We start from the raw sequence: 18173 nt of genomic DNA, 5'->3' as shown, positions 1-18173 counted from the left end.
AGTGTCGCGGCGATCATGGGCCGCAACCGCTTACAGCCGCTCGATGATGGTGGCGTTGGCGAGTCCGCCTGCCTCGCACATGGTTTGCAGACCGTAGCGGCCGCCGGTTTGGTCGAGGTGGTTGACGAGGGTGGCGAGCAGGCGGGTTCCGGAGGCGCCCAAGGGGTGGCCCAGGGCGATCGCGCCGCCGCGGGGGTTGAGGCGGGCCGGGTCGGCGGCGAGTTCGTGTTGCCAGACGAGCGGGACGGGGGCGAATGCCTCGTTCACTTCATAGGCGTCGATATCGTCGATGGACAGCCCCGCATTGGCGAGGGCCTTGCGGGTGGCGGGGATCACTGCGGTGAGCATCAATGTCGGGTCGTCGCCCGTGACGGCGAAGGCGTGGAAGCGGGCGCGCGGGCGCAGGCCCAGCCGGTTCGCCGCGGTCTCGCTCATGATCAGCGCGGCCGAGGCGCCATCGGTCAGCGGTGAGGAGTTGCCGGGGGTGATCGACCAATTGATCTCGGGGAAGCGCTGTTTCATCGACTCGTCGACGAATGCCGGTTTCAGCGCGGCCAATCCGTCGGCTGTGGTGCTGGGACGAATGGTTTCGTCCGCGGTCAGGCCGCCCGCGGGCACGAGTTCGCGGGCGAAGCCGCCGGCGGCGGCGGTTTCCGCGGCGAGCCGATGCGAGCGCGCCGCGAACGCGTCGAGCGCCTCGCGATCCAATTTCCAACGCTGCGTGATGATTTCGGCGGCGATACCCTGCTGGATCAGCCCGCCGGGGTAGCGGTGGGCCAGTGGTGCGCGGTTGGCGTCCTTACCCTGCGCGTTGGAGAACATCGGCGCGCGGCTCATCGATTCGACGCCGCAGGCGATGACGATGTCGTATGCGCCCGCGAGCACGCCCTGTGCGGCGAAATGCGCGGCCTGCTGGCTGGATCCGCACTGCCGGTCCACCGTGGTGGCGGGCACCGATTCCGGGAAACCCGCGGCCAGCGCCGCGGTGCGGGCGATATTGAACGCCTGCTCACCGCTCTGCGTGACGCAACCGGCGATCACATCGTCGATCAGCGCCGGATCCAGGTCGTTGCGCTCCACCAGGTTCCCGAGCACCCCGGCGAGCAGCGTCGCCGGATGGACATCCGACAGTCCCCCACCGGGTTTACCCTTCCCGGACGGGGTGCGGACGACGTCGACGATGACGGCGGAAGTCATGGGCGCTCCTTGCGGGTTTCGGCAATCACGATGTGAATCACGATTAACTTAACTCACTGTACGCCGGGCCGCCCGCACAGGCGAGCCCATCCCGCCGTATCGTCGGTCCATGATCGACGAGCGCGTAGTGCTGCACGCCGGAGACGCCGACCTCACCGTCGACCCCGCCAACGGCTGCCGTCTGAGCAGCCTGCGCGTCGGCGATATCGAACTGCTGCGCCAGGGCCCGCGCTACGGCGCCTTCCCGATGGTGCCGTGGTGCGGCCGAACGGCATTGGGCCGCTTCGACAATCGCGGCACCGTCGTACAACTGCCGATCAACAGCCCGCCGCACGCGATCCATGGCACCGGCCGCGACACCGCCTGGACCGTGCTGCGCCGCGACGACCGTTCGGCCGCCTTCGCCTACGAACTCACCGACCCCTGGCCGTATCGCGGGCGCGTCACCCAGTCCGTCGAACTGTCCGCCGACTCGCTCACCCTCACCATGCGGGTGGAATCGGCCGCGGAATCCTTTCCGGCACAAGCCGGTTGGCATCCGTGGTTCAACCGCGACCTCGGCGCCGGCGCACCGGCGCGCATCGAATTCACCCCGGCGTGGCAGGAGGAACGCGGCGCCGACCACCTGCCGACCGGCCGCCGCATCGCCCCACGACCGGGACCGTGGGACGACTGCTTCGGTATGCCGGGCGGCGTCGAGGTCACCCTCAGCTGGCCCGGCGTGCTGGAACTGACGGTCACCAGCCCGGCCGAATGGGTCGTGGTCTTCGACGAACAGGAGGCCGCCGTCTGCGTCGAGCCGCAATCCGGCCCGCCCAACGGTATCAACACACTGCCCCGCCCGGTCACTCCGGAAAGTCCGCTGACGATGCGGACGAATTGGAGCTGGCGAAAGTTGTGATCCAGTTGTCGCGTCAACGGCTGCGCTTGGGACGCTTGTCCATCAACCGCAGGATCAGCGGCGTGAAGATCAACTGCATCGCCAATTCCATCTTCCCGCCCGGCACCACAATGGAATTCGGCCGCGACATGAACGAATCGTGCAGCATCGACAGCAGATACGGGAAGTCGATCACCTTCGGATCGGCGAACCGGATCACTACGAAGCTCTCGTCGGCGGTCGGAATCGTCCGCGCGATGAAGGGATTGGAGGTGTCGACGGTCGGCACCCGCTGGAAATTGACGTAGGTGCGGGAGAACTGCGGGCAGATGTAGGTGATGTAGTCGGGCATCCGCCGCAGGATCGTATCGATCACCGCCTCACTGGAATACCCGCGCTCGGTCTTGTCCCGGATCACCTTCTGGATCCATTCGAGGTTGATGATCGGCACCACCCCGACCAGCAGATCGGCATACCGCGCCACATCCACCGTCTCGGTCACCGCGGCCCCGTGCAGTCCCTCGTAGAACAGCAGATCGCTGCCGGGCGCCAACTCCTCCCACGGGGTGAACGTACCCGGTTGCTGCCCATAGGGTTTCGCCTCCGCGTCGTCGTGCAGATACCGGCGCACCGTGCCGACCCCGCTCGCACCGTAGTCGCGGAACAGCGTCTCCAACTCCTTCAGCAGATTCGCCTCCTCGCCGAAATGCGAGAACCGGTGGTTGCGATGCTGTTCGGCCTCGGCCATCGCCAGCTTCATCTCGTTGCGGTCGTAGCGGTGGAACGAGTCCCCTTCCACGATCACCGCATTGATCCCCTCACGCCGGAAGATCTCTTGAAATGTCCTGGTGACACTGGTCGTTCCGGCGCCGGACGATCCGGTGATCGCGACAACGGGATGTTTGACCGACATGGGCACCTCACTTCAACGGGCGGAACAGGGACCGGGTGCCGAACAGCGAACTGTCGAAGCTGGGCCCCTCCTCCGGTTCGCGGTGGTAGCGCTCGATGCGCTCTACCTCGTTGCGCGAACCGAAGATCAGCGGAACCCGCTGGTGCACCCGATCCGGCCGCACCTCGAGCACCCGCTCGTGACCCGTCGTTGCCGCACCGCCCGCCTGCTCGACGATGAACGCGATCGGGTTCGCGCCGTAGAGCAGCGAAACCCGTCCCGGCGAGCGAGTGTCGTGCGGATACAGGTAAACCCCACCGCGAGTGAGGATGTGGAAGGTGTCGGCCACCAGGGAGGCCACCCAGCGCATATTGAAGTCGCGTCCGCGCGGGCCCTCCGTGCCGTCGAGGCATTCGTGGACGTAGCGGCGCACCGGCCGCTCCCAGAACCGCTCGTTGGCGGCATTGATCGCGAAACCCGAAGTGTCGTCGGGGATTCGCATCCGCGGATGGGTGAGCACGAACGCCCCGATCTCCCGGTCCAGGGTGAACCCGTCGACGCCGCTGCCGGTGGTGAGCACCAGCATGGTCGCCGGGCCGTAGAGGGTGAATCCGGCGCACACCTGCCGCTCTCCGGGTTGCAGGAAGTCCTGTTCTGTTGCCGCGCCACCCGTTTCGCCCGGCGTTCGGAGCACGCTGAAGATGGTGCCCACCGGCAGGTTGACGTCGATATTCGACGAGCCGTCCAACGGGTCGAAGGCCAGCAGGTATTTGCCCCGGCGATGGGTGTCGGGCACCGGATGCACCTGCGGCAGTTCCTCGGACAGCAGTGCCGAAAGGTGGCCCGTCCACTGGGTTTCGCCCACCATGATGTCGTTGGCGATCGCATCCATCCTGCGGTGCACGGTGGCGGGCAGGTTATCGGCCTCGTGCGCGCCGAGCGAGCCGACGATCGCACCCCTGGTCACCTGGTTCGCGATGATCTTCGTGGCCGTCGCGACCACATTCACCAGGGCGGAGAACTCACCGGAGGATCCGGGATGCCGGTGCTCCTCCTCGATGGTGTAGCGGGTGAGGGTCTTCAAACCTTCCGGCATGGGTGCGCTCAACTCCTCACGGGGATGCCCGTTCGCCGTCCGTCGCGGCGAATACACTGCTGCCCAACACATCTCGCTCGGTCAACGTGATCAGATCGGGCTTCGACAGCGGGCGCCGCGCCTCGACCAGTCGCTTGGCCTGCCGTAATCGGCAGCGGTCCAACGCGTTCCGCACACTGCGGGCATTCGAGAACCGCGGCCGCGTCATCCGCAACGTCAGGTATTCGGCGAATGCCGCCCGGCCCGCCGCGTCGAACCGGAAATTCTCCCGCGCCACCATGAGATCCGCGATGGCCATCAGCTCGGCGTGGCTGTAATCGGCGAACTCCAAATGGTGCGCGACCCGCGAGGACAGCCCCGGATTCGCGGAGAAGAACCGCTCCATCCGGTCCGGGTATCCGGCGAAGATCACCACCAGGCTGGTCCGCTCGGATTCCATTTCCTGCAACAGTATTTCGATGACCTCCTGGCCGTAGTCCCGCTCGTTCTCCGGGCGGAACAGGTAGTAGGCCTCGTCGATGAACAGCACCCCGCCCGCCGCCTTGGCCAGCGCCTCCTTCGTCTTCGGCGCCGTGTGGCCGATGAACTGGCCGACCAGATCGTCGCGGGTCACGGTGTGCACCTTGGGTTTACGAATGTAACCGAGCGCGTGCAGCAGTTCGGCCATGCGCAGCGCCACCGTCGTCTTACCGGTGCCGGGTCCACCGGTGAACGACATGTGCATCGTCGGGCGCGAGGCGCTCAGCCCGAACCGCTGCCGGGCCCGATCGATCAGCAGCAGCGCCGCGATCTCCCGCACCCGGCGCTTCACATTCGTCAGGCCGACCAGTTCGGCGTCGAGCCGGTCCAGCGTCGCGGCCACGTGGTCACCGGCGATATCGGCCGAAAGGTCCAGCAGCGCATCATCATCCAGCGGCGGCTCGGGTTCCGGCGCCGTTTCGGCGAGCACCGATCGGGGACCCTCGCCGCCCGGCCGGTGCATCCGGAAGCCGGCCGCTCCCCCGTCAACCGCCATACCGGCGCCCCTGCGGCACATCGGTGGCATAGGAGTGCACACCGTAGCGCTGGCGCCGGTCCGCGCCCTCGACGCGGGTGAGCAGGAAGCCCGGCTCCTCGGCGGGACGCTGCACCAGGAAGCTCAGCGCGGTCGTCTGACGGGTGTAGCGGGCGTCGTATGCCAGCACACGGACGTAGTGGTTGGGGAATGTGGCTCGGCAGGAATCGATTTCGGCGAGCACGCCGTCGGGCTCGTCGAGATCGAACAGCGGCAGACCCCACATCTCCCAGTACGCGTTGCGCGGATGGGGGTCGTCACTGTATTCGATCGACACCGGCCACCCGTTCAGCAGTGCGTAGCGCACCTGGGCGGCGATCTCGGCGTCGGTCAGCTCGGGTAAATACGAGAAGGTGCCGTGACGCAGATACATGACTGTGCTCCAAGGGATTTCAGCGAGTGACCGTCGGCACCGCATCGGGGGCGTCGGTGGATGTGTATTCGAAGGTGATATCGCCCCAGGTCGCCAGTGCGACATCGAGCGGACGGCACCACTCGGCGGCCTTGCGCAGCACCTCTGGGCCCTCCCGCAACAGATCACGACCTTCGTTGCGCGCCTTGACAACCGCCTCCAGCGCCACCCGGTTCGCCTCCGCGCCCGCCGCGATGCCAAGCGGATGCCCGATGGTGCCGCCGCCGAACTGCAACACCACGTCGTCGCCGAAAAGGTCCAGCAGCTGGTGCATTTGGCCGGCGTGGATCCCGCCCGACGCCACCGGCATCACCCCGGGCAGGCTCGCCCAATGCTGGTCGAAGAAGATCCCGTTGGCCGGTTCGGTGCGAATGTGGTTCTCCCGCAACGTGTCATAGAAGCCGCGGGTGGTCGCCGGATCGCCCTCCAACTTGCCGACGACGGTGCCCGCGTGCAGATGATCCACCCCGATCAACCGGCACCACTTGGCCAGCACCCGGAAACTCACCCCGTGTGTCTTCTGCCGGGTGTAGGTGGAATGCCCGGCCCGGTGCAGATGCAGCAGCAGCCCGTTGCGCCGGGCCCAGCGCGACATCGACTGCATCGCGGTGAAACCGACCGTCAGATCCATCATGATCACCACGCTGCCGAGTTCCCTGGCGAATTCGGCGCGCTCGTACATTTCCTCCATGCTCGCCGCGGTGACATTCAGGTAATGGCCCTTGATCTCACCGGTCTCGCACATCGCCCGGTTCACACCCTCCATCGCGAACAGGTAGCGATCGCGCCAGCGCATGAACGGCTGTGAATTGATGTTCTCGTCGTCCTTGGTGAAATCCAGGCCGCCCTTGCACGCCTCATAGATCACCCGGCCGTAATTGCGGGCCGACAGACCGAGTTTCGGTTTCACAGTCGCACCGAGCAGTGGGCGGCCGTATTTGTTCAGATATTCCCGCTCCATCACCGTTCCGTGCGGCGGGCCCTGGAATGTCTTCACATACGCCACCGGAATGCGCATATCCTCCAAGCGCAGCGCCAGCAGCGGTTTGAAACCGAATACGTTGCCGATGATCGACGAGGTCAGGTTGGTGATCGAGCCCTCCTCGAAAAGGTCGAGATCATAGGCGATATAGGCGAAATACTCGCCCGGCCTGCCCGGCACCTCGTCGAGCCGGTAGCACTTCGCCTGATACCGCGAATGCGCGGTCAACCGGTCGGTCCACACCACCGTCCAAGTGGCCGTGGAGGATTCACCCGCCACCGCGGCGGCCGCCTCGACCGGATCCACTCCGCGCTGCGGCGTCACCCGGAAAACGGCCAGCACATCGGTATCGGACGGCCGATAATCCGGCGCGTAGTATCCCATCGACGCATAGGATTGGACGCCCGGATCCCAGCGGTCCCGTTCGGTTTCTGCGGCCATCGTTCCTCCCGGTTTCCGGCGCCTCGGCGCTTGGTGGATTCCAGGATGACGGCCGTCTCATCGACAAACAATTTGAATGTTTCTGCGAATACCCAACGAATAATTCGAGTTTCGTCTTCACAGTCGATGGGTATCGATCGCCCCGGTTGGTATCCCCCGCTGTTCGGGGCGCTGTGGGCCATCGGCGCGGAGGCATTCGGGATTTCGGTCCTGCGCGGCCGGGACGCGGCATGGTTCGGGCTGCTCAACGGGGTGTGGGCGGTCGCGTGGGTGGCGATGATCGCGCTCACCGTGGTGATGGTCCGGCACGGCGGCGTCGTGCGCCGGCCGTCCATGCGGCCGAAAGCTCAACGCTGGATCGACAATGCGCCCGATATGGCGGTCGTCGCGGTCGGATTCACCGCGGGCGTCGGCTGGGCCTTCATCGTCGCCGGTGTCCTGGGGGGCGCATCGGGATGGTTCCGTTTGGCTCGGATGCACCGATGACCGGGCTGGAACCGGGATTTCACCATCCGACCAGATTGGCGGTGGTCGCCTTCCTCTCCGGCTGCACGGAGGCCGAATTCCGCGCTGTCCGGGAGAGTTGCGGGATCTCCGAACCGACGCTCAGCAAACTGGCGACCGCGCTGGAGGCCGAGGGTCACGTCAAGGTCCGCAAGGGGTATATCGGTCGCAGGCCCCGAACCTGGTTGTCGCTGACTCGCTCCGGCCGGGCGCGGCTCGCCGCCCACCTTGCGGCACTACAGGAAATCGCCGCCATGAACGCACGCAACGCGGCCGAGATGGATGAGCTCTAGCGGTGCTGGAAACGAATTACGGCCGACCACGGGGTGCGGCCTGGTTGACGCGGATTCGGTTGCGGCAGATAGCTGAACGGGCGCAGCACCAACGGCAGCCGCCGCAGCTTGCGCGCCCACACCATGAGCTGCTCGAGATCCGTTATCTGCCAACCTAATTCCTCGAAGAATCCGGCGCCGTTCGACGGTTCGAAGCGCAGCGGCGCGTTCTCGAACACCGAGCCGGCCCGGCCCCTCGTTATCCTTGTCGCCAGATCGGCTATCCACCAAGCGATTTCCGGGCGCGCGAGATCCTGTGCGAGCCGCGTCACGGTGGCGTTGTCGAGGTAGACCAGCAGCCCCTCGGTGAGCACCAGCGCTTTGCTCGCCGCGCCGGTCTGGTCGTGCGGGCCGAGCGCCTCGTCCAGGAACGCCTTGCGCGCGCTGTCGTCGGCCAGGTCGACGCTGTGGCGCCGCAGCACGCAGCGCGGGGTTTCACCGGCCAGCGCGGCATCCTTCTCGGCCACCATCTCCGGCAGGTCCGCCTCGATCCACAACAACCCCGGCGGCAGTTCCAGCCGATAGGGACGGGTATCGAGTCCGGCGGCCAGGTTCAACACCCGATCACAGCCCGCCGCAATGGATTTCGCGATCAGGTCGTCGATCAGCTTGGTGCGCGTCACCACCGGCCAACCGTTGCGCATCAGCGACGGCGCCGCATCGGCGATCGCATACCCCTGCGGCCCGGCCAGCCGGTCGGCCAGCGGATCACGGAACACCGCATCCGGTCGAGCGGTCTCCCGCGCCCGATACGCGGCCACCCAGCGGGCGGTGTCGGACACATTCGTCGGTACTGTCCGGTCTGCCATGACCGCCAGTCTGGCACAGGTTTGCGCGTGCGCGACGGTCACGCGGTCCCGCCGGCCAGCGCGGCCAGCCATTCGTGGCCGGGGTGCAGGCGAGTGAGCCATTCCGACAGTCGCGCGATGCGAAACTCGGCGAGCAGCGGCAGGATTCGCGCGAAATCACCGTCGTCCTTCGGGCGGCGGGCCTTGGCCTTGAACAGCAGCGCCACCTCCGGGATCACGTACGGGATGCCCGCCGGTCCGGTCTCGATCAATTCCGCGTAAGGCAGGGTAATTGTGTTGTCCCGGCGGCAGATCCAGCGGTCGCCGTCGTGCGGTTCGCGGAAGACGTCCAGGTGGTATTCGCCGGTGGCTGGGTCTCGCAGCCAGGTCTGGTGCAGTTCGGGGTGGTCGGCGACATCGGCGTAGGGCCATACCATGCCCGCTCCGACGACATCCCATTCGTACCCCGGCAATGCGGCGGCCACTTCGCCGAATGCGGCTCGGGGAACGGTGATTTCGATATCGCCGTGGTCGCGGGTCTGTGCACCGGCGAACAGGTCCAGCGCCCATCCAGCGGTCACGCACCAGGGTGCGCGGACGCCCGCGAGCGTGGCGGCCACCTGAGCCGGTGTCCACGCTTTCCATCGGCGCTCGCACTCGGCCGGGTCGATTGGGCGGCCGCCCGTTGGGAGATCGTCGTCCATGCCGGAAAAGCGTACGAGCCGCGCGTCAGAGCCGTCGCTTCAGCCAATCCCGGGTGAGATCGGCATGCCAGGCTTGATGGGCGCGCAGGCCCGGCGATTTGGGTGGTGCGGGTTGTCGGCTGTTGCGGGCCCAGAAGCCGTACATCGCGCACATCACGGCGAGGATGGCGGCCGGGTCGACGTCCGCCGTGAGCGGATGGGCGGCGAGGATCGGTTCCGGGTCGACTCCGGCCGCCAACATCGATGGGCACAGCAGCACCAGATCCACCCAGGCCGCACCGCGACACGGCCAGGCCCAGTCGACCACCAGCACCCGGCCGTCGGGTCGGATCAGCATGTTGTCGGGGCGAAGATCGGTGTGCAGCAACGTATTTCCAGTTGCTTGTAGGCACCATCCGGCCTCGAGACCGGCGAGGCGGTCCAGGTTGCGCAGCGACCATTCGTCGAGGTCGGTGGGCGGGCCGTGTTCGGCGAATCCCCGCCATCCCGTGAAGGCAACACCGTACGCGTGCTCGATGGTCGGCGCGTCCGGCAGCGGGTTCGGGGTGAGCACTCCGGCCAGTTTCTCGACCGTGCGCAGGACCGCTGACAGTTCGGCCGGGTCGTCGAGCTGTGGATGGCGACCGGCCACCGCCTCGAACAACAGCACCAGCCAGCCGTCCGTTTCCAGCGTGCCGATCGGCCGCGGTGCCGGTGCCCGCACCGGAAGCCCGGCGACCGTTGCGCTTTCGGCGCGATACATCGCCGCCAACGGATCGGCGCACTCGATGGCCTTGGCGAAAACCGTTCGGCCACTACCTAGTTCGAGCAGCGCCGCCATACCGTGCGTGAAACCACCCTGCGGCGTCAGCACCGCGATGACCTTGTCGCACAACTGTTGCTGGACGGCGTCGCGCACCGCGTCGGGCAATTGCTCCCAGCGCGTGCGATGTGGTCGGTCGTCAGGCATGCCACCATCGTCTCGCCCCCGTCGCGGCTGTCGCCAGCGAATTTCGACCATGCCACAAATCATTTGGCCGCATCCAATGGGCTTGTTATGGTGGCGGCCATGAGCTCCCCGGAGTCGTCCAGACGTTAGCCGCTCGGCCGCTGTGCCGGGCGGCGTTGTGAGCGAGCCATAGGCACAGCGGCCTTGCCCGCGACGGAGCCGAGCGCCCCGCGCGGCGCAGTCGTGAGCATGCACACCGCGCATCTGCTCCGCCGGACCGTTGCTCCTGTTCGTGCCGTTCACAACGCCGGACGCCGTTGGTTACCTGTCGTCGGGTTCGCCCGACTCCGCAACCATCTCGGCGCCGCGAATGTGACCGCGGCGCCAGGTATTCCGGGAGTTGTCTTGCCCATAGTGGTTTTCGTCTTCGCTGTCGCGGTCTTCGCGCAGGGTACATCCGAGTTCATGGTGTCCGGTCTGCTGGCACCGATCGCATCCGATATCGGCGTTTCTGTCGGCGCCGCAGGCCTGCTGACCTCGCTGTTCGCGGCGGGCATGGTGGTGGGTGCGCCGGTCATGGCGATGGCGGCGGGCCGATTGCCGGTCCGCGTCGCGACCGCCGCGTTCCTGGCGCTGTTCTGTGTGGCGCACGTGATCGGCGCTGTCACAACTGATTTCACCGTACTGCTGACGACGCGCGTACTCGCCGCGGTGTCCAATGCCGGATTCCTCGCCATCGCGCTGGCGGCGCTGCCCCGATTGATCGACCCGGCCAGGCTCGGGCGCGCCACCTCGGTGGTGGTGTCCGGGGTGACGGTGGCCTGTATCGCGGGTGTGCCCGCGGGCACGCTGCTCGGACAGATATGGGGCTGGCGTTCGGCGTTCTGGGCCGTCGCGGTTCTCAGCGCGGTCGTCCTGATCCCGGTGTGGGCGCTGACCGGATCCGATCGCGCTCAGCAGCCGGAATCGCCCATTCGCCGAGAATGGATGGTGTTGGGCCGCAGCGAAATCCGTACCCCGGTCGCGCTCGGGGTGCTCGTCAATGCCGCGACGTTCGCCGGGTTCACCTACCTCGGCGCCATCACCGCGGCGACCGGTGCGGACGAGCGGTGGATTCCGTTGGTGCTGGCCCTGTTCGGGCTCGGCTCGTTCGCCGGTGTGACGCTCGCCGGACGTTACGGCGACCGCTACGGCCGGATTATCATCGACACGGGAACCGTTGCGCTCGTGGCGGTTTGGGTGCTCGCAGCGATCACCGCCCACACGCTCGCCGGAGTATCCGCGCTGGCCGTGGTGACCGGCGCGGTCGCATTCGGCGTCGGCTCGACCCTCATCGCGACGATCGTGCGCACCGCGGCCCCGAGCGCACCGCATATCGCCGGTGCGCTGGCGACCACCGCCCTCAATATCGGCGCGGTCCTCGGCCCCGCGCTCGCCGGACTCGTCGTCGATCACACCGGCCGATCCACGGCGGCACTGTGGACCAGCGCCGTATTCACCTGCGCCGCCTGCGTTTTCCCGTACGCGACAACGGCCGGATCACGGCTCAGTTCGCTGCGACGAGCTCCCTCTCGCAGGCCCGCAGGATCCGCCCGAACACGTAAGTGATGACGGGCCCGGCGATTCGGCGCGTCACGAACGCGCCGCCGAACGGCACCTCGACGGTGGTGCTCCACACCACCCTGGTGCCACCCGGTACCGCCTCGAAGGTCATGGTTCCACCCTCGTGGCGGGCCGGCGGAAAGCTTTGTTCCACAACGTAATCGAACGCATTCGGCGCGTCGTACCGGGTGATGCGCTCCACGAACCGGCCGATCACCCAGGTGTGCCGCCGGACCGCGCCCAGCCCGTACGGCGCGCCCTCGCCGGGCCGGGTAAGCACGTCACGCACCACCCACCCGCTGCGCTCATAGTTCGACGTCACCGAGCACCAATCGAATACCCGCTCGACCGGTGCCGCGATAACCCGCTCGACAGTAAAGGTCTCCATGCGATTCGCCCTCCCACACATAGTTCGGAATACCTCGCAGACACCGGTCGAGCGCTCACCGTGACACCACACCGGTATGACCTGCCGCACAGTCGCCGACCCCAATGCTCGCCCGAGATCGACCCGCGGCTCCGCCGCATAGCATCGGGCTGACCCGCTACCACGTAAGATCCCCAGTCGCACAAGGGAATCGGGGGCATACTGATCGGATGTTCAGACGGCAACCGGGCCGAGTGTATCCAGCCGAACCTCGAAGGTGAACGGCATGTCGGTGACGCGGCTGGGCACCCAGTGCACGCTGACCGTTGCGATTTCGCCGTTGATGTCTTCGATCGTGCACCGGACGGCAGTGGGGCGGGGGTAGGCCGAGGTCGGATGCAGATCGCTGCCGAAGATGGCGCTCTTATCGACCAGTTGGTGAGGTCGACCGATGGCGTCGGTGAACTCGACCAGAACCAACCCGGGTTGCGGGTCGTCGGTGAGCCATACGGACGCGGTGGCGGGCAGTTCGCATACGTCACCCTTGCCCAGCTTTGATTCCATGGCAGCACCGTATCCGCCGGTGCGGCCGGGCAGCCAGTCCCGATCCTGATCAATCACCGAACATCACCACACGGACCGTCCGAATCCTGGCGACGGCCAATCGCATTCAGATACCCCTCGAGATCTTTCAGCGAGCCGGAAGCGATCTCGGCACGGTCGTGGTCGAGCAGATGCCAGCAGTACGGTTCGGAGGAGGTTCGCACCTCCAAGCTGTATCCCTGTTGAGTGGCCAGGGTTTTCAGCGCTTCCTTCCATGTATCCCACTCGCTCATCGTCATCAGCGTCCTTCATGCGTCCGCCGGTCCGGGGGTGATAGCGAACCCGAGTACTATCAAGGTCGTCGTCAATTCAGTGGGCATCGTATGAACCATCCTCTGATGTAGTGGATTTGATAAGGATTCGGAGTTTCGGAGGCACCGCTCCATTGCCGGACCCCAGCGGCGACACGGGCCACCAGTTCGGCTGATGCGCGATCGGTGAATACTGCCGGGAAAGCGCTCTTTCCCGGAATTCGTTGCGGCAGAGTGCTACTCATCGCAACAAATACCGATTCCAGCTGAAATCGCTTGCCGCACAGCGCCGATTCCTGATTGCCCCATCGTCCCCCACCTTCGGTCGGTTACCCATGTGGAAAGCACCCGCCTTAAGCTTCGCCGTTCGCAAGCTCGGCGAGGGACAGACGAGGGACAGAAAGGCACCGCGGTGCGGACATCGATCTACGCTCGGAGCATGGGTCCGCACGTGGGGCAAGCAATTGCCGCAGAGCGCAAGGTCGCCGGATTGAGCCAGCGGCAGTTGGCTGCGCGCGCCCGCTACAGCCTCAGCATGGTCAAGGCGGTGGAGCAAGGCCGGGAAGTTGCCTCACCTGGCTTTATCGCGACAGTAGCCAATGCGCTCGGCGTCGATCCCGATCGGCTCTACGGAACTCCCTACGTTGAAACGCTTGCCGAAGATGGGCCGCTGGAGGGACTTGCCGAGCTCCGGACGGTGCTGGCCGAGGGCGCGTATGCGCAAGCAATCGAGCCAACAAGTCAACCGGAGTTAGCGGCACAGCTGATGCTGGCCGAGTCGGCATTGCACAATGATCGGACGCGCCGCGCCTTAGCGCTCCTTCCCGGTCTGATTCGGCAGTTGCATGGAGCAGTGCAGAGCGCCCAACACGACCGCGACCGCACCAAGGCATACGAGATGCTCTGTGCGGCATTCATCGCTGCCGAGGGTGCATGCTGTCGACTCGGATACTCGTCCCTGACGGCACTGGTGCTCGATCGGCTAGATTGGGCCGCTGAGCACACCGAGGATCCCGGCTACGCGGTCCGGAGCCTTATGAAACGGTCCCGTCTGCTTATGTCGCATGGGTCCACCGAAGTAGCGATGTCGCTGGTGGAACGGGGACTTGATCTGCTCCCGGGTAGCAGTGAGGGAGAGCAGATGCTCCGCGGCTACGGGCATCTTCGCGGTGCCATTGTCGCCGCGCGTGGGCGACGGCTGGAACTCGCTCAAACGCACATCCAGGAGGCGCGGCTTATCGCGCGACCGATGAACCATGAAAGCGACTTGTATACAACAGATTTCGGTCCGGGGAATGTCGAGATTCATGCATGTGCGGTCGAATTGGAGGCCGGGGATCCCGGAAAAGCCGCTCGCGAGGGTGCTGCGCTGCAACTACCACCGGACATGGCACCGCCGCGCGCTGGATACCACTGGCAGGACAATGCTCGTGCTTGGCTGATGTCGGGCAAGCCGGACCGCGCATTGGCCGCGCTGAACAAGGCTCGCGCTATAGCGCCCCAGCAAACCCGCCTGCATCCTGCGGTCCGCGAAACCGTGTACGGGATAGCTGCGGCGCAGCGGCGGCAGACAGACAGCTTGCTCGGGTTCGCCTCCTGGTTGGGGGCCGCGCTCTAGCGGACTGAGACGATGGTGCATATGAATGGTCAGGGCGCGCCGGTCCTCTACGCGATCGTCACCGGGGCAACCGTCGCGGGAGATGTGGGGAAACTGGTCGACCTCGCGCAGGCCGACGGCTGGGACGTCTGCGTCATCGCCTCGCCCGCCGGCTATCAGTTCATTGATGCCGACACGCTTGCCGCCAAGACAGGGCACTCGGTACGCAGCCACTACAAGGAACCTGACGCGCCGGATACCCTTCCACCCGCCGATGCGATGATCGTCGCGCCGATTACCTCGAACTCGCTGGCGAAGTGGGCCGCGGGGATCTCGGACACGTTGCCTCTCGGCTTACTGGTGGAAGCCGTCGGCCTTCAGCGGCCTGTAGTGGCCGTGCCGTTCGTGAATCGCGCGTTGATGAGTTTTCCGCCGGTGGGGGAAGCAGTCCGCAAGCTGTCGGACTGGGGTGTAACGGTGATAGCCGAGGATCCACCCCACGAACCCCGCAGCGGCGGCGACCACAGAAACGCATTCCCCTGGGCAGCCGCATGGCAAGCATTGCTGGACCACCCCTGGCGGTCGAATCCGCAGTGATAACGGCCCGATGCCGAAAACGCTTCAGCCCCAGGACCATAAGACGGTCTCCGGCCTCATTCAGCGCGCTGTCCGACACGGAGAACAGTCAGATAACGCCGTGATACTCGGTCGCCCATCCGCGTCCGGATGCGTTCGGCGATGGCGTCGAGAAGGGGCTCACGTACGCCGCGATCGAGCGCACGATCGTCGGGCCGAACAATAGTCCTGGATCGTTGATCGGGCCCCAGCCCTCGTCGGTAGAACGCACCTCGTCCTCCAGCGGAGGGTGCCCCCAGTCGGGGTTACCGGGGCAGAACTGCTCGTGGAGATCGGCGGTCTCGGCATAAACTTCGGGTTCCCCGGGCCTGCGGACAACAATATTCCCGAGCAGCGCCATCCAGCCGTCGGGATAGAGCACCTCGTGGGCTCGCGGCCAGCCGACCGACGGGTCAACCCAGTGCCACGACGACGCGGCCACGAGCACATCGAAGCGTCGGCCGCGGTCGTCCCACTCCTCGAACGTCGAGGTCTCGACTTCGATGTTGCGAAACGCCGCGATCCGCCGGCGCGCGAGTGCGGCCATATCGACGCCCGGCTCTACGGCTGTCACCGAGCAGCCGAGCGCGGCCAGCGCGCGCGTCGCCTGACCGGTACCGCAGCCTACTTCCAGCACCACCGAGCGTTCGTCCAGGCCGGTGATGGCACCGAGGTCGGCGAACAGTTCATCGGGGTATCCAGGCCGGTTTCGGTCGTAGAGCTCCGGCACCTCGTTGAACACTCGGCCACGGTCGCGTCGATTCGGACGGATCTTCGGGTCGCTGGTCACGAACGCACAAGCTATGAGGTTCGCCGCCGAAACACCACAGATTTGCGGGCGGACGGTTGCCGAGCGGGTCAGTCGTCTCCGCCTCGCTCGAGGGTGCGCACCACGTTCGCGGTGCGCAGCTTGTCGGGGTTGCGGACGGCGTAGAGCCCGGTGATGCGTTCCCCCACCACCTCGATCATCAGTACGGAATCCAGACGGCCTTCGGAGCGCAGCAGTACCGCCGGTAGGGCGTTGAAGGTGCCGAATTCGATTTCCATGCCCGCCAGGGTGTTTCGAGCCAGGCGGATGAGGAATCGGGCGACGGGCTCGGCGCCGACGATCGGGTGGCGGGCGGCGGTGACGCGGCCGCCGCCGTCGGAGATCTGGACGACGTCGGGGGCGAGGACGTCCATCAGGGCTTGGACGTCGCCGGTGCGGGCGGCGAGCAGGAAGCGGCCGATCACCGCCTCGCTGGTGTCGGTGTCGGGTTCGAAGCGTTTGCGGCGGGCCTGCACGTGTGAGCGGGCGCGGTGCGCGATCTGACGCACCGCGGTATCGGATTTGCCGATCATGCCCGCGATTTCGACGAGGCTGTGCCCGAACACCTCCGACAGTACGAACACCGCCCGTTCGGTGGGTGTGAGCGTTTCCAGCACCAGCAGCATCGCCATCGACACCGATTCGGCCAGCAGCACATCGTGGCTGGCGTCGTGCTCGGTGCGGATCGGTTCGGGCAGCCAGCTGCCGAGGTAGTCCTCGCGCCTGCGCCGCACCGTCCGCAGCTGGTTCAGCGCCTGGCGGGTGACGATCTGGACCAGATAGCCGCGCGGGTGTTCGACCTCGGCGTGATCGGTGTCGCGCCAGCGAAGATAGCTGTCCTGCAACACATCCTCCGCGTCGGCGGCGCTGCCGAGGATCTCGTACGCGATCGTGAACAGCAGCGGCCGCAGCTGATCGAACACATCCGCTTCGGTCATACCGGCGCACCGACCGCGTCGGCCGCTACGGCCGGACCGCGCAGCCACCGATGCAGCCGCGGATGCCGGAGCTCGAACAGCGTGTAGCGGCAGACGCGTTCCTTGAGCACGGCCGCGGCCCTCCCGGAAAACGCGATCCGGACCGGGGTGTCGTCGAGGCGCGAGACCTGGATGAACCCGTCGCGCCGCCCGAGGCTGATCCCCTGCCCGCCCATGCCGATCGAGATCGGCGCGGGTTCCGCGCCCCGGATCAGCGCGAGCACGGTGTCCGCGCCGTGCGCTCCCAACGGTATCGCTGCCTGGCAACTCATTCGCAAATGATCGCCGACATCGCGGGGCGGCGCAACGGCGTCACCGATGCCGACGATCCGCGGATGGTCCACGCAGACCAGCGTTTCATCGGTGCGCAGCCGCCCGTCGGCGGCCACCGGAAGTCCGCTGCGCCGCGCCAGGTCCGGCACCGCGAACGAACCCGCCCACACCGTGCAATCGCTGAACAGCGGCCCCGCGTCGGTGACGACCTCGTTCGCGCGAATACCATTGACCCGCAACCCCGTACGCAGCACCACACCGATATCCGCCAGCCTGCGCGCGATATTCGCCCGGCTCGCCTCGGGCAGCCATCCCGCGACCGTGTCCGACACCAATTCGACTGTCAGGGCCGGATACCGGTAAGCGATCTCCGCGGAACTCTCGATACCAGTGAGACCACCCCCGACCACGACGACCCTGGCGCCGGCGGGCAGCCGCCGCAGTTCGGCGCGCAATGCCTCGGCGGTGTCGAAATCCGCGATACTCCAGGCATGTTCGCATCCGACGGGCCCCGGCGCCGCCATACTGCCCACCGCGTAGAGCAGATAATCGAAGTCGATCACCGCACCGTCGTCGAGCCGCACCGACCGCGCACCGATCGTCTCCGCCGTCGCGACCCGCAGCCGCACCGAGGGATGCAGCAATTCGCTCAACGGCCGCCACGCCACCGCACCGCCCGTCGCGTGCTCGTGCAGCCTGATCCGTTCCACGAATTCCGGCCGCGCATTGACGACCGTCACGTGAATATCCGAATTACCTTTGGCCGCAATCCGATTCGCCGCCATCACGCCCGCGTATCCCGCGCCGACCACCACCACGTGCGTCACCGCGACCACCTCCCGATTCGTTCGAAGCCGATACCTCATGGAC

General features: G+C 66.4%; 21 protein-coding genes. 6 read left to right on the top strand and 15 right to left on the bottom strand.

The window, feature by feature from the left end:
- Positions 1–30: 30 nt before the first annotated feature.
- Positions 31–1197 carry a thiolase family protein gene (locus F5544_RS22040; protein ID WP_167474944.1) on the bottom strand — a complete coding sequence of 389 codons (1167 nt, stop codon included), beginning with the start codon at positions 1195–1197 and terminating at the stop codon, positions 31–33.
- A 109-nt stretch (positions 1198–1306) separates the two neighbouring features.
- Between F5544_RS22040 and F5544_RS22035 the strand changes: the two genes are divergently transcribed.
- Positions 1307–2098 (top strand): aldose 1-epimerase, encoded by a 792-nt coding sequence (locus tag F5544_RS22035; protein WP_167474943.1) that lies wholly within the window; start codon positions 1307–1309, stop codon positions 2096–2098.
- A 13-nt stretch (positions 2099–2111) separates the two neighbouring features.
- On the opposite strand, the gene F5544_RS22030 is transcribed toward F5544_RS22035, so the two are convergent.
- The 5 genes from F5544_RS22030 to F5544_RS22010 are packed head-to-tail and all read right to left on the bottom strand — an operon-like array spanning position 2112 to position 6954.
- A complete protein-coding gene (locus F5544_RS22030) occupies positions 2112–2990 on the bottom strand; it encodes a phosphoribulokinase (RefSeq protein ID WP_167474942.1) in 879 nt (292 codons plus the stop codon).
- 7 nt (positions 2991–2997) lie between these two features.
- Positions 2998–4065, bottom strand: coding sequence for a class 1 fructose-bisphosphatase (locus F5544_RS22025; RefSeq protein ID WP_167474941.1), 1068 nt, complete (start codon positions 4063–4065; stop codon positions 2998–3000).
- 16 nt (positions 4066–4081) lie between these two features.
- Positions 4082–5080, bottom strand: coding sequence for an AAA family ATPase (locus F5544_RS22020; protein ID WP_167474940.1), 999 nt, complete (start codon positions 5078–5080; stop codon positions 4082–4084).
- A complete protein-coding gene (locus F5544_RS22015; RefSeq protein WP_167474939.1) occupies positions 5070–5492 on the bottom strand; it encodes a ribulose bisphosphate carboxylase small subunit in 423 nt (140 codons plus the stop codon). The genes F5544_RS22020 and F5544_RS22015 overlap by 11 nt, the downstream gene beginning before the upstream one ends.
- Before the next feature lie 19 nt (positions 5493–5511).
- A complete protein-coding gene (locus tag F5544_RS22010) occupies positions 5512–6954 on the bottom strand; it encodes a form I ribulose bisphosphate carboxylase large subunit (protein ID WP_167474938.1) in 1443 nt (480 codons plus the stop codon).
- 126 nt (positions 6955–7080) lie between these two features.
- On the opposite strand from F5544_RS22010, the gene F5544_RS22005 reads away from it, so the two are divergent.
- On the top strand, positions 7081–7440 hold the full coding sequence (locus tag F5544_RS22005; protein ID WP_167474937.1) for a hypothetical protein: 360 nt from the start codon (positions 7081–7083) through the stop codon (positions 7438–7440).
- On the top strand, positions 7437–7751 hold the full coding sequence (locus F5544_RS22000; protein ID WP_167474936.1) for a transcriptional regulator: 315 nt from the start codon (positions 7437–7439) through the stop codon (positions 7749–7751). Before F5544_RS22005 ends, F5544_RS22000 begins: the two co-directional genes overlap by 4 nt.
- Here the strand turns inward: F5544_RS22000 and F5544_RS21995 are convergent.
- From F5544_RS21995 to F5544_RS21985, 3 genes are read right to left on the bottom strand one after another with little or no spacing between them, the layout of a single operon-like run.
- Positions 7748–8599: a class I SAM-dependent methyltransferase gene (locus F5544_RS21995; RefSeq protein ID WP_167474935.1), complete on the bottom strand. Its 852-nt coding sequence runs from the start codon at positions 8597–8599 to the stop codon at positions 7748–7750. The genes F5544_RS22000 and F5544_RS21995 overlap by 4 nt on opposite strands.
- A gap of 38 nt (positions 8600–8637) precedes the next feature.
- A complete protein-coding gene (locus tag F5544_RS21990; protein ID WP_167474934.1) occupies positions 8638–9282 on the bottom strand; it encodes a nucleotidyltransferase domain-containing protein in 645 nt (214 codons plus the stop codon).
- A gap of 25 nt (positions 9283–9307) precedes the next feature.
- A complete protein-coding gene (locus F5544_RS21985; RefSeq protein ID WP_167474933.1) occupies positions 9308–10231 on the bottom strand; it encodes a phosphotransferase in 924 nt (307 codons plus the stop codon).
- 393 nt (positions 10232–10624) lie between these two features.
- On the opposite strand from F5544_RS21985, the gene F5544_RS21980 reads away from it, so the two are divergent.
- Positions 10625–11818: a Cmx/CmrA family chloramphenicol efflux MFS transporter gene (locus tag F5544_RS21980; RefSeq protein WP_238847478.1), complete on the top strand. Its 1194-nt coding sequence runs from the start codon at positions 10625–10627 to the stop codon at positions 11816–11818.
- Here F5544_RS21980 and F5544_RS21975 read toward each other — a convergent pair.
- The 3 genes from F5544_RS21975 to F5544_RS21965 all read right to left on the bottom strand — a co-directional run bounded on the left by F5544_RS21975 (position 11757) and on the right by F5544_RS21965 (position 13015).
- Positions 11757–12200, bottom strand: coding sequence for an SRPBCC family protein (locus tag F5544_RS21975; protein ID WP_167474931.1), 444 nt, complete (start codon positions 12198–12200; stop codon positions 11757–11759). The genes F5544_RS21980 and F5544_RS21975 overlap by 62 nt on opposite strands.
- Positions 12201–12413: 213 nt before the next feature.
- Positions 12414–12743 carry a hypothetical protein gene (locus F5544_RS21970; protein ID WP_167474930.1) on the bottom strand — a complete coding sequence of 110 codons (330 nt, stop codon included), beginning with the start codon at positions 12741–12743 and terminating at the stop codon, positions 12414–12416.
- Between the two features lie 53 nt (positions 12744–12796).
- Positions 12797–13015 (bottom strand): hypothetical protein, encoded by a 219-nt coding sequence (locus F5544_RS21965; RefSeq protein WP_167474929.1) that lies wholly within the window; start codon positions 13013–13015, stop codon positions 12797–12799.
- Between the two features lie 457 nt (positions 13016–13472).
- Here F5544_RS21965 and F5544_RS21960 point away from each other — a divergent pair, with 457 nt between their 5' ends.
- Together F5544_RS21960 and F5544_RS21955 are read left to right on the top strand one after the other, a co-directional pair.
- A complete protein-coding gene (locus F5544_RS21960; protein WP_167474928.1) occupies positions 13473–14651 on the top strand; it encodes a helix-turn-helix domain-containing protein in 1179 nt (392 codons plus the stop codon).
- Between the two features lie 21 nt (positions 14652–14672).
- Positions 14673–15227 carry a flavoprotein gene (locus F5544_RS21955; protein ID WP_167474927.1) on the top strand — a complete coding sequence of 185 codons (555 nt, stop codon included), beginning with the start codon at positions 14673–14675 and terminating at the stop codon, positions 15225–15227.
- Positions 15228–15315: 88 nt separating this feature from the next.
- On the opposite strand, the gene F5544_RS21950 is transcribed toward F5544_RS21955, so the two are convergent.
- The 3 genes from F5544_RS21950 to F5544_RS21940 all read right to left on the bottom strand — a co-directional run bounded on the left by F5544_RS21950 (position 15316) and on the right by F5544_RS21940 (position 18130).
- Positions 15316–15987 carry a class I SAM-dependent methyltransferase gene (locus tag F5544_RS21950; protein ID WP_203217627.1) on the bottom strand — a complete coding sequence of 224 codons (672 nt, stop codon included), beginning with the start codon at positions 15985–15987 and terminating at the stop codon, positions 15316–15318.
- 116 nt (positions 15988–16103) lie between these two features.
- Complete coding sequence (locus F5544_RS21945; protein ID WP_167474926.1) at positions 16104–16991, bottom strand: RNA polymerase sigma-70 factor; 888 nt, start codon at positions 16989–16991, stop codon at positions 16104–16106.
- The gene (locus tag F5544_RS21940; protein ID WP_238847382.1) at positions 16988–18130 is read right to left on the bottom strand and encodes an NAD(P)/FAD-dependent oxidoreductase; all 1143 of its coding nucleotides are present in this window, start codon (positions 18128–18130) and stop codon (positions 16988–16990) included. The genes F5544_RS21945 and F5544_RS21940 overlap by 4 nt, the downstream gene beginning before the upstream one ends.
- Positions 18131–18173: the final 43 nt, after the last annotated feature.

It is taken from the genome of Nocardia arthritidis (genome assembly GCF_011801145.1).
Classification (GTDB): Bacteria; Actinomycetota; Actinomycetes; order Mycobacteriales; family Mycobacteriaceae; genus Nocardia; species Nocardia arthritidis_A.
Note: the sequence above shows the minus strand (reverse complement) of the source record. Positions and strands in the feature narration are given on the sequence as shown.

Bases quoted from the DNA above. Each gene is read 5' to 3' on its own strand.
- F5544_RS22040 (WP_167474944.1), bottom strand. From the start codon at position 1,197: ATGACTTCCGCCGTCATCGTCGACGTCGTCCGCACCCCGTCCGGGAAG.
- F5544_RS22035 (WP_167474943.1), top strand. From the start codon at position 1,307: ATGATCGACGAGCGCGTAGTGCTGCACGCCGGAGACGCCGACCTCACC.
- F5544_RS22030 (WP_167474942.1), bottom strand. From the start codon at position 2,990: ATGTCGGTCAAACATCCCGTTGTCGCGATCACCGGATCGTCCGGCGCC.
- F5544_RS22025 (WP_167474941.1), bottom strand. From the start codon at position 4,065: ATGCCGGAAGGTTTGAAGACCCTCACCCGCTACACCATCGAGGAGGAG.
- F5544_RS22020 (WP_167474940.1), bottom strand. From the start codon at position 5,080: ATGGCGGTTGACGGGGGAGCGGCCGGCTTCCGGATGCACCGGCCGGGC.
- F5544_RS22015 (WP_167474939.1), bottom strand. From the start codon at position 5,492: ATGTATCTGCGTCACGGCACCTTCTCGTATTTACCCGAGCTGACCGAC.
- F5544_RS22010 (WP_167474938.1), bottom strand. From the start codon at position 6,954: ATGGCCGCAGAAACCGAACGGGACCGCTGGGATCCGGGCGTCCAATCC.
- F5544_RS22005 (WP_167474937.1), top strand. From the start codon at position 7,081: ATGGGTATCGATCGCCCCGGTTGGTATCCCCCGCTGTTCGGGGCGCTG.
- F5544_RS22000 (WP_167474936.1), top strand. From the start codon at position 7,437: ATGACCGGGCTGGAACCGGGATTTCACCATCCGACCAGATTGGCGGTG.
- F5544_RS21995 (WP_167474935.1), bottom strand. From the start codon at position 8,599: ATGGCAGACCGGACAGTACCGACGAATGTGTCCGACACCGCCCGCTGG.
- F5544_RS21990 (WP_167474934.1), bottom strand. From the start codon at position 9,282: ATGGACGACGATCTCCCAACGGGCGGCCGCCCAATCGACCCGGCCGAG.
- F5544_RS21985 (WP_167474933.1), bottom strand. From the start codon at position 10,231: ATGCCTGACGACCGACCACATCGCACGCGCTGGGAGCAATTGCCCGAC.
- F5544_RS21975 (WP_167474931.1), bottom strand. From the start codon at position 12,200: ATGGAGACCTTTACTGTCGAGCGGGTTATCGCGGCACCGGTCGAGCGG.
- F5544_RS21970 (WP_167474930.1), bottom strand. From the start codon at position 12,743: ATGGAATCAAAGCTGGGCAAGGGTGACGTATGCGAACTGCCCGCCACC.
- F5544_RS21965 (WP_167474929.1), bottom strand. From the start codon at position 13,015: ATGAGCGAGTGGGATACATGGAAGGAAGCGCTGAAAACCCTGGCCACT.
- F5544_RS21960 (WP_167474928.1), top strand. From the start codon at position 13,473: ATGGGTCCGCACGTGGGGCAAGCAATTGCCGCAGAGCGCAAGGTCGCC.
- F5544_RS21955 (WP_167474927.1), top strand. From the start codon at position 14,673: ATGAATGGTCAGGGCGCGCCGGTCCTCTACGCGATCGTCACCGGGGCA.
- F5544_RS21945 (WP_167474926.1), bottom strand. From the start codon at position 16,991: ATGACCGAAGCGGATGTGTTCGATCAGCTGCGGCCGCTGCTGTTCACG.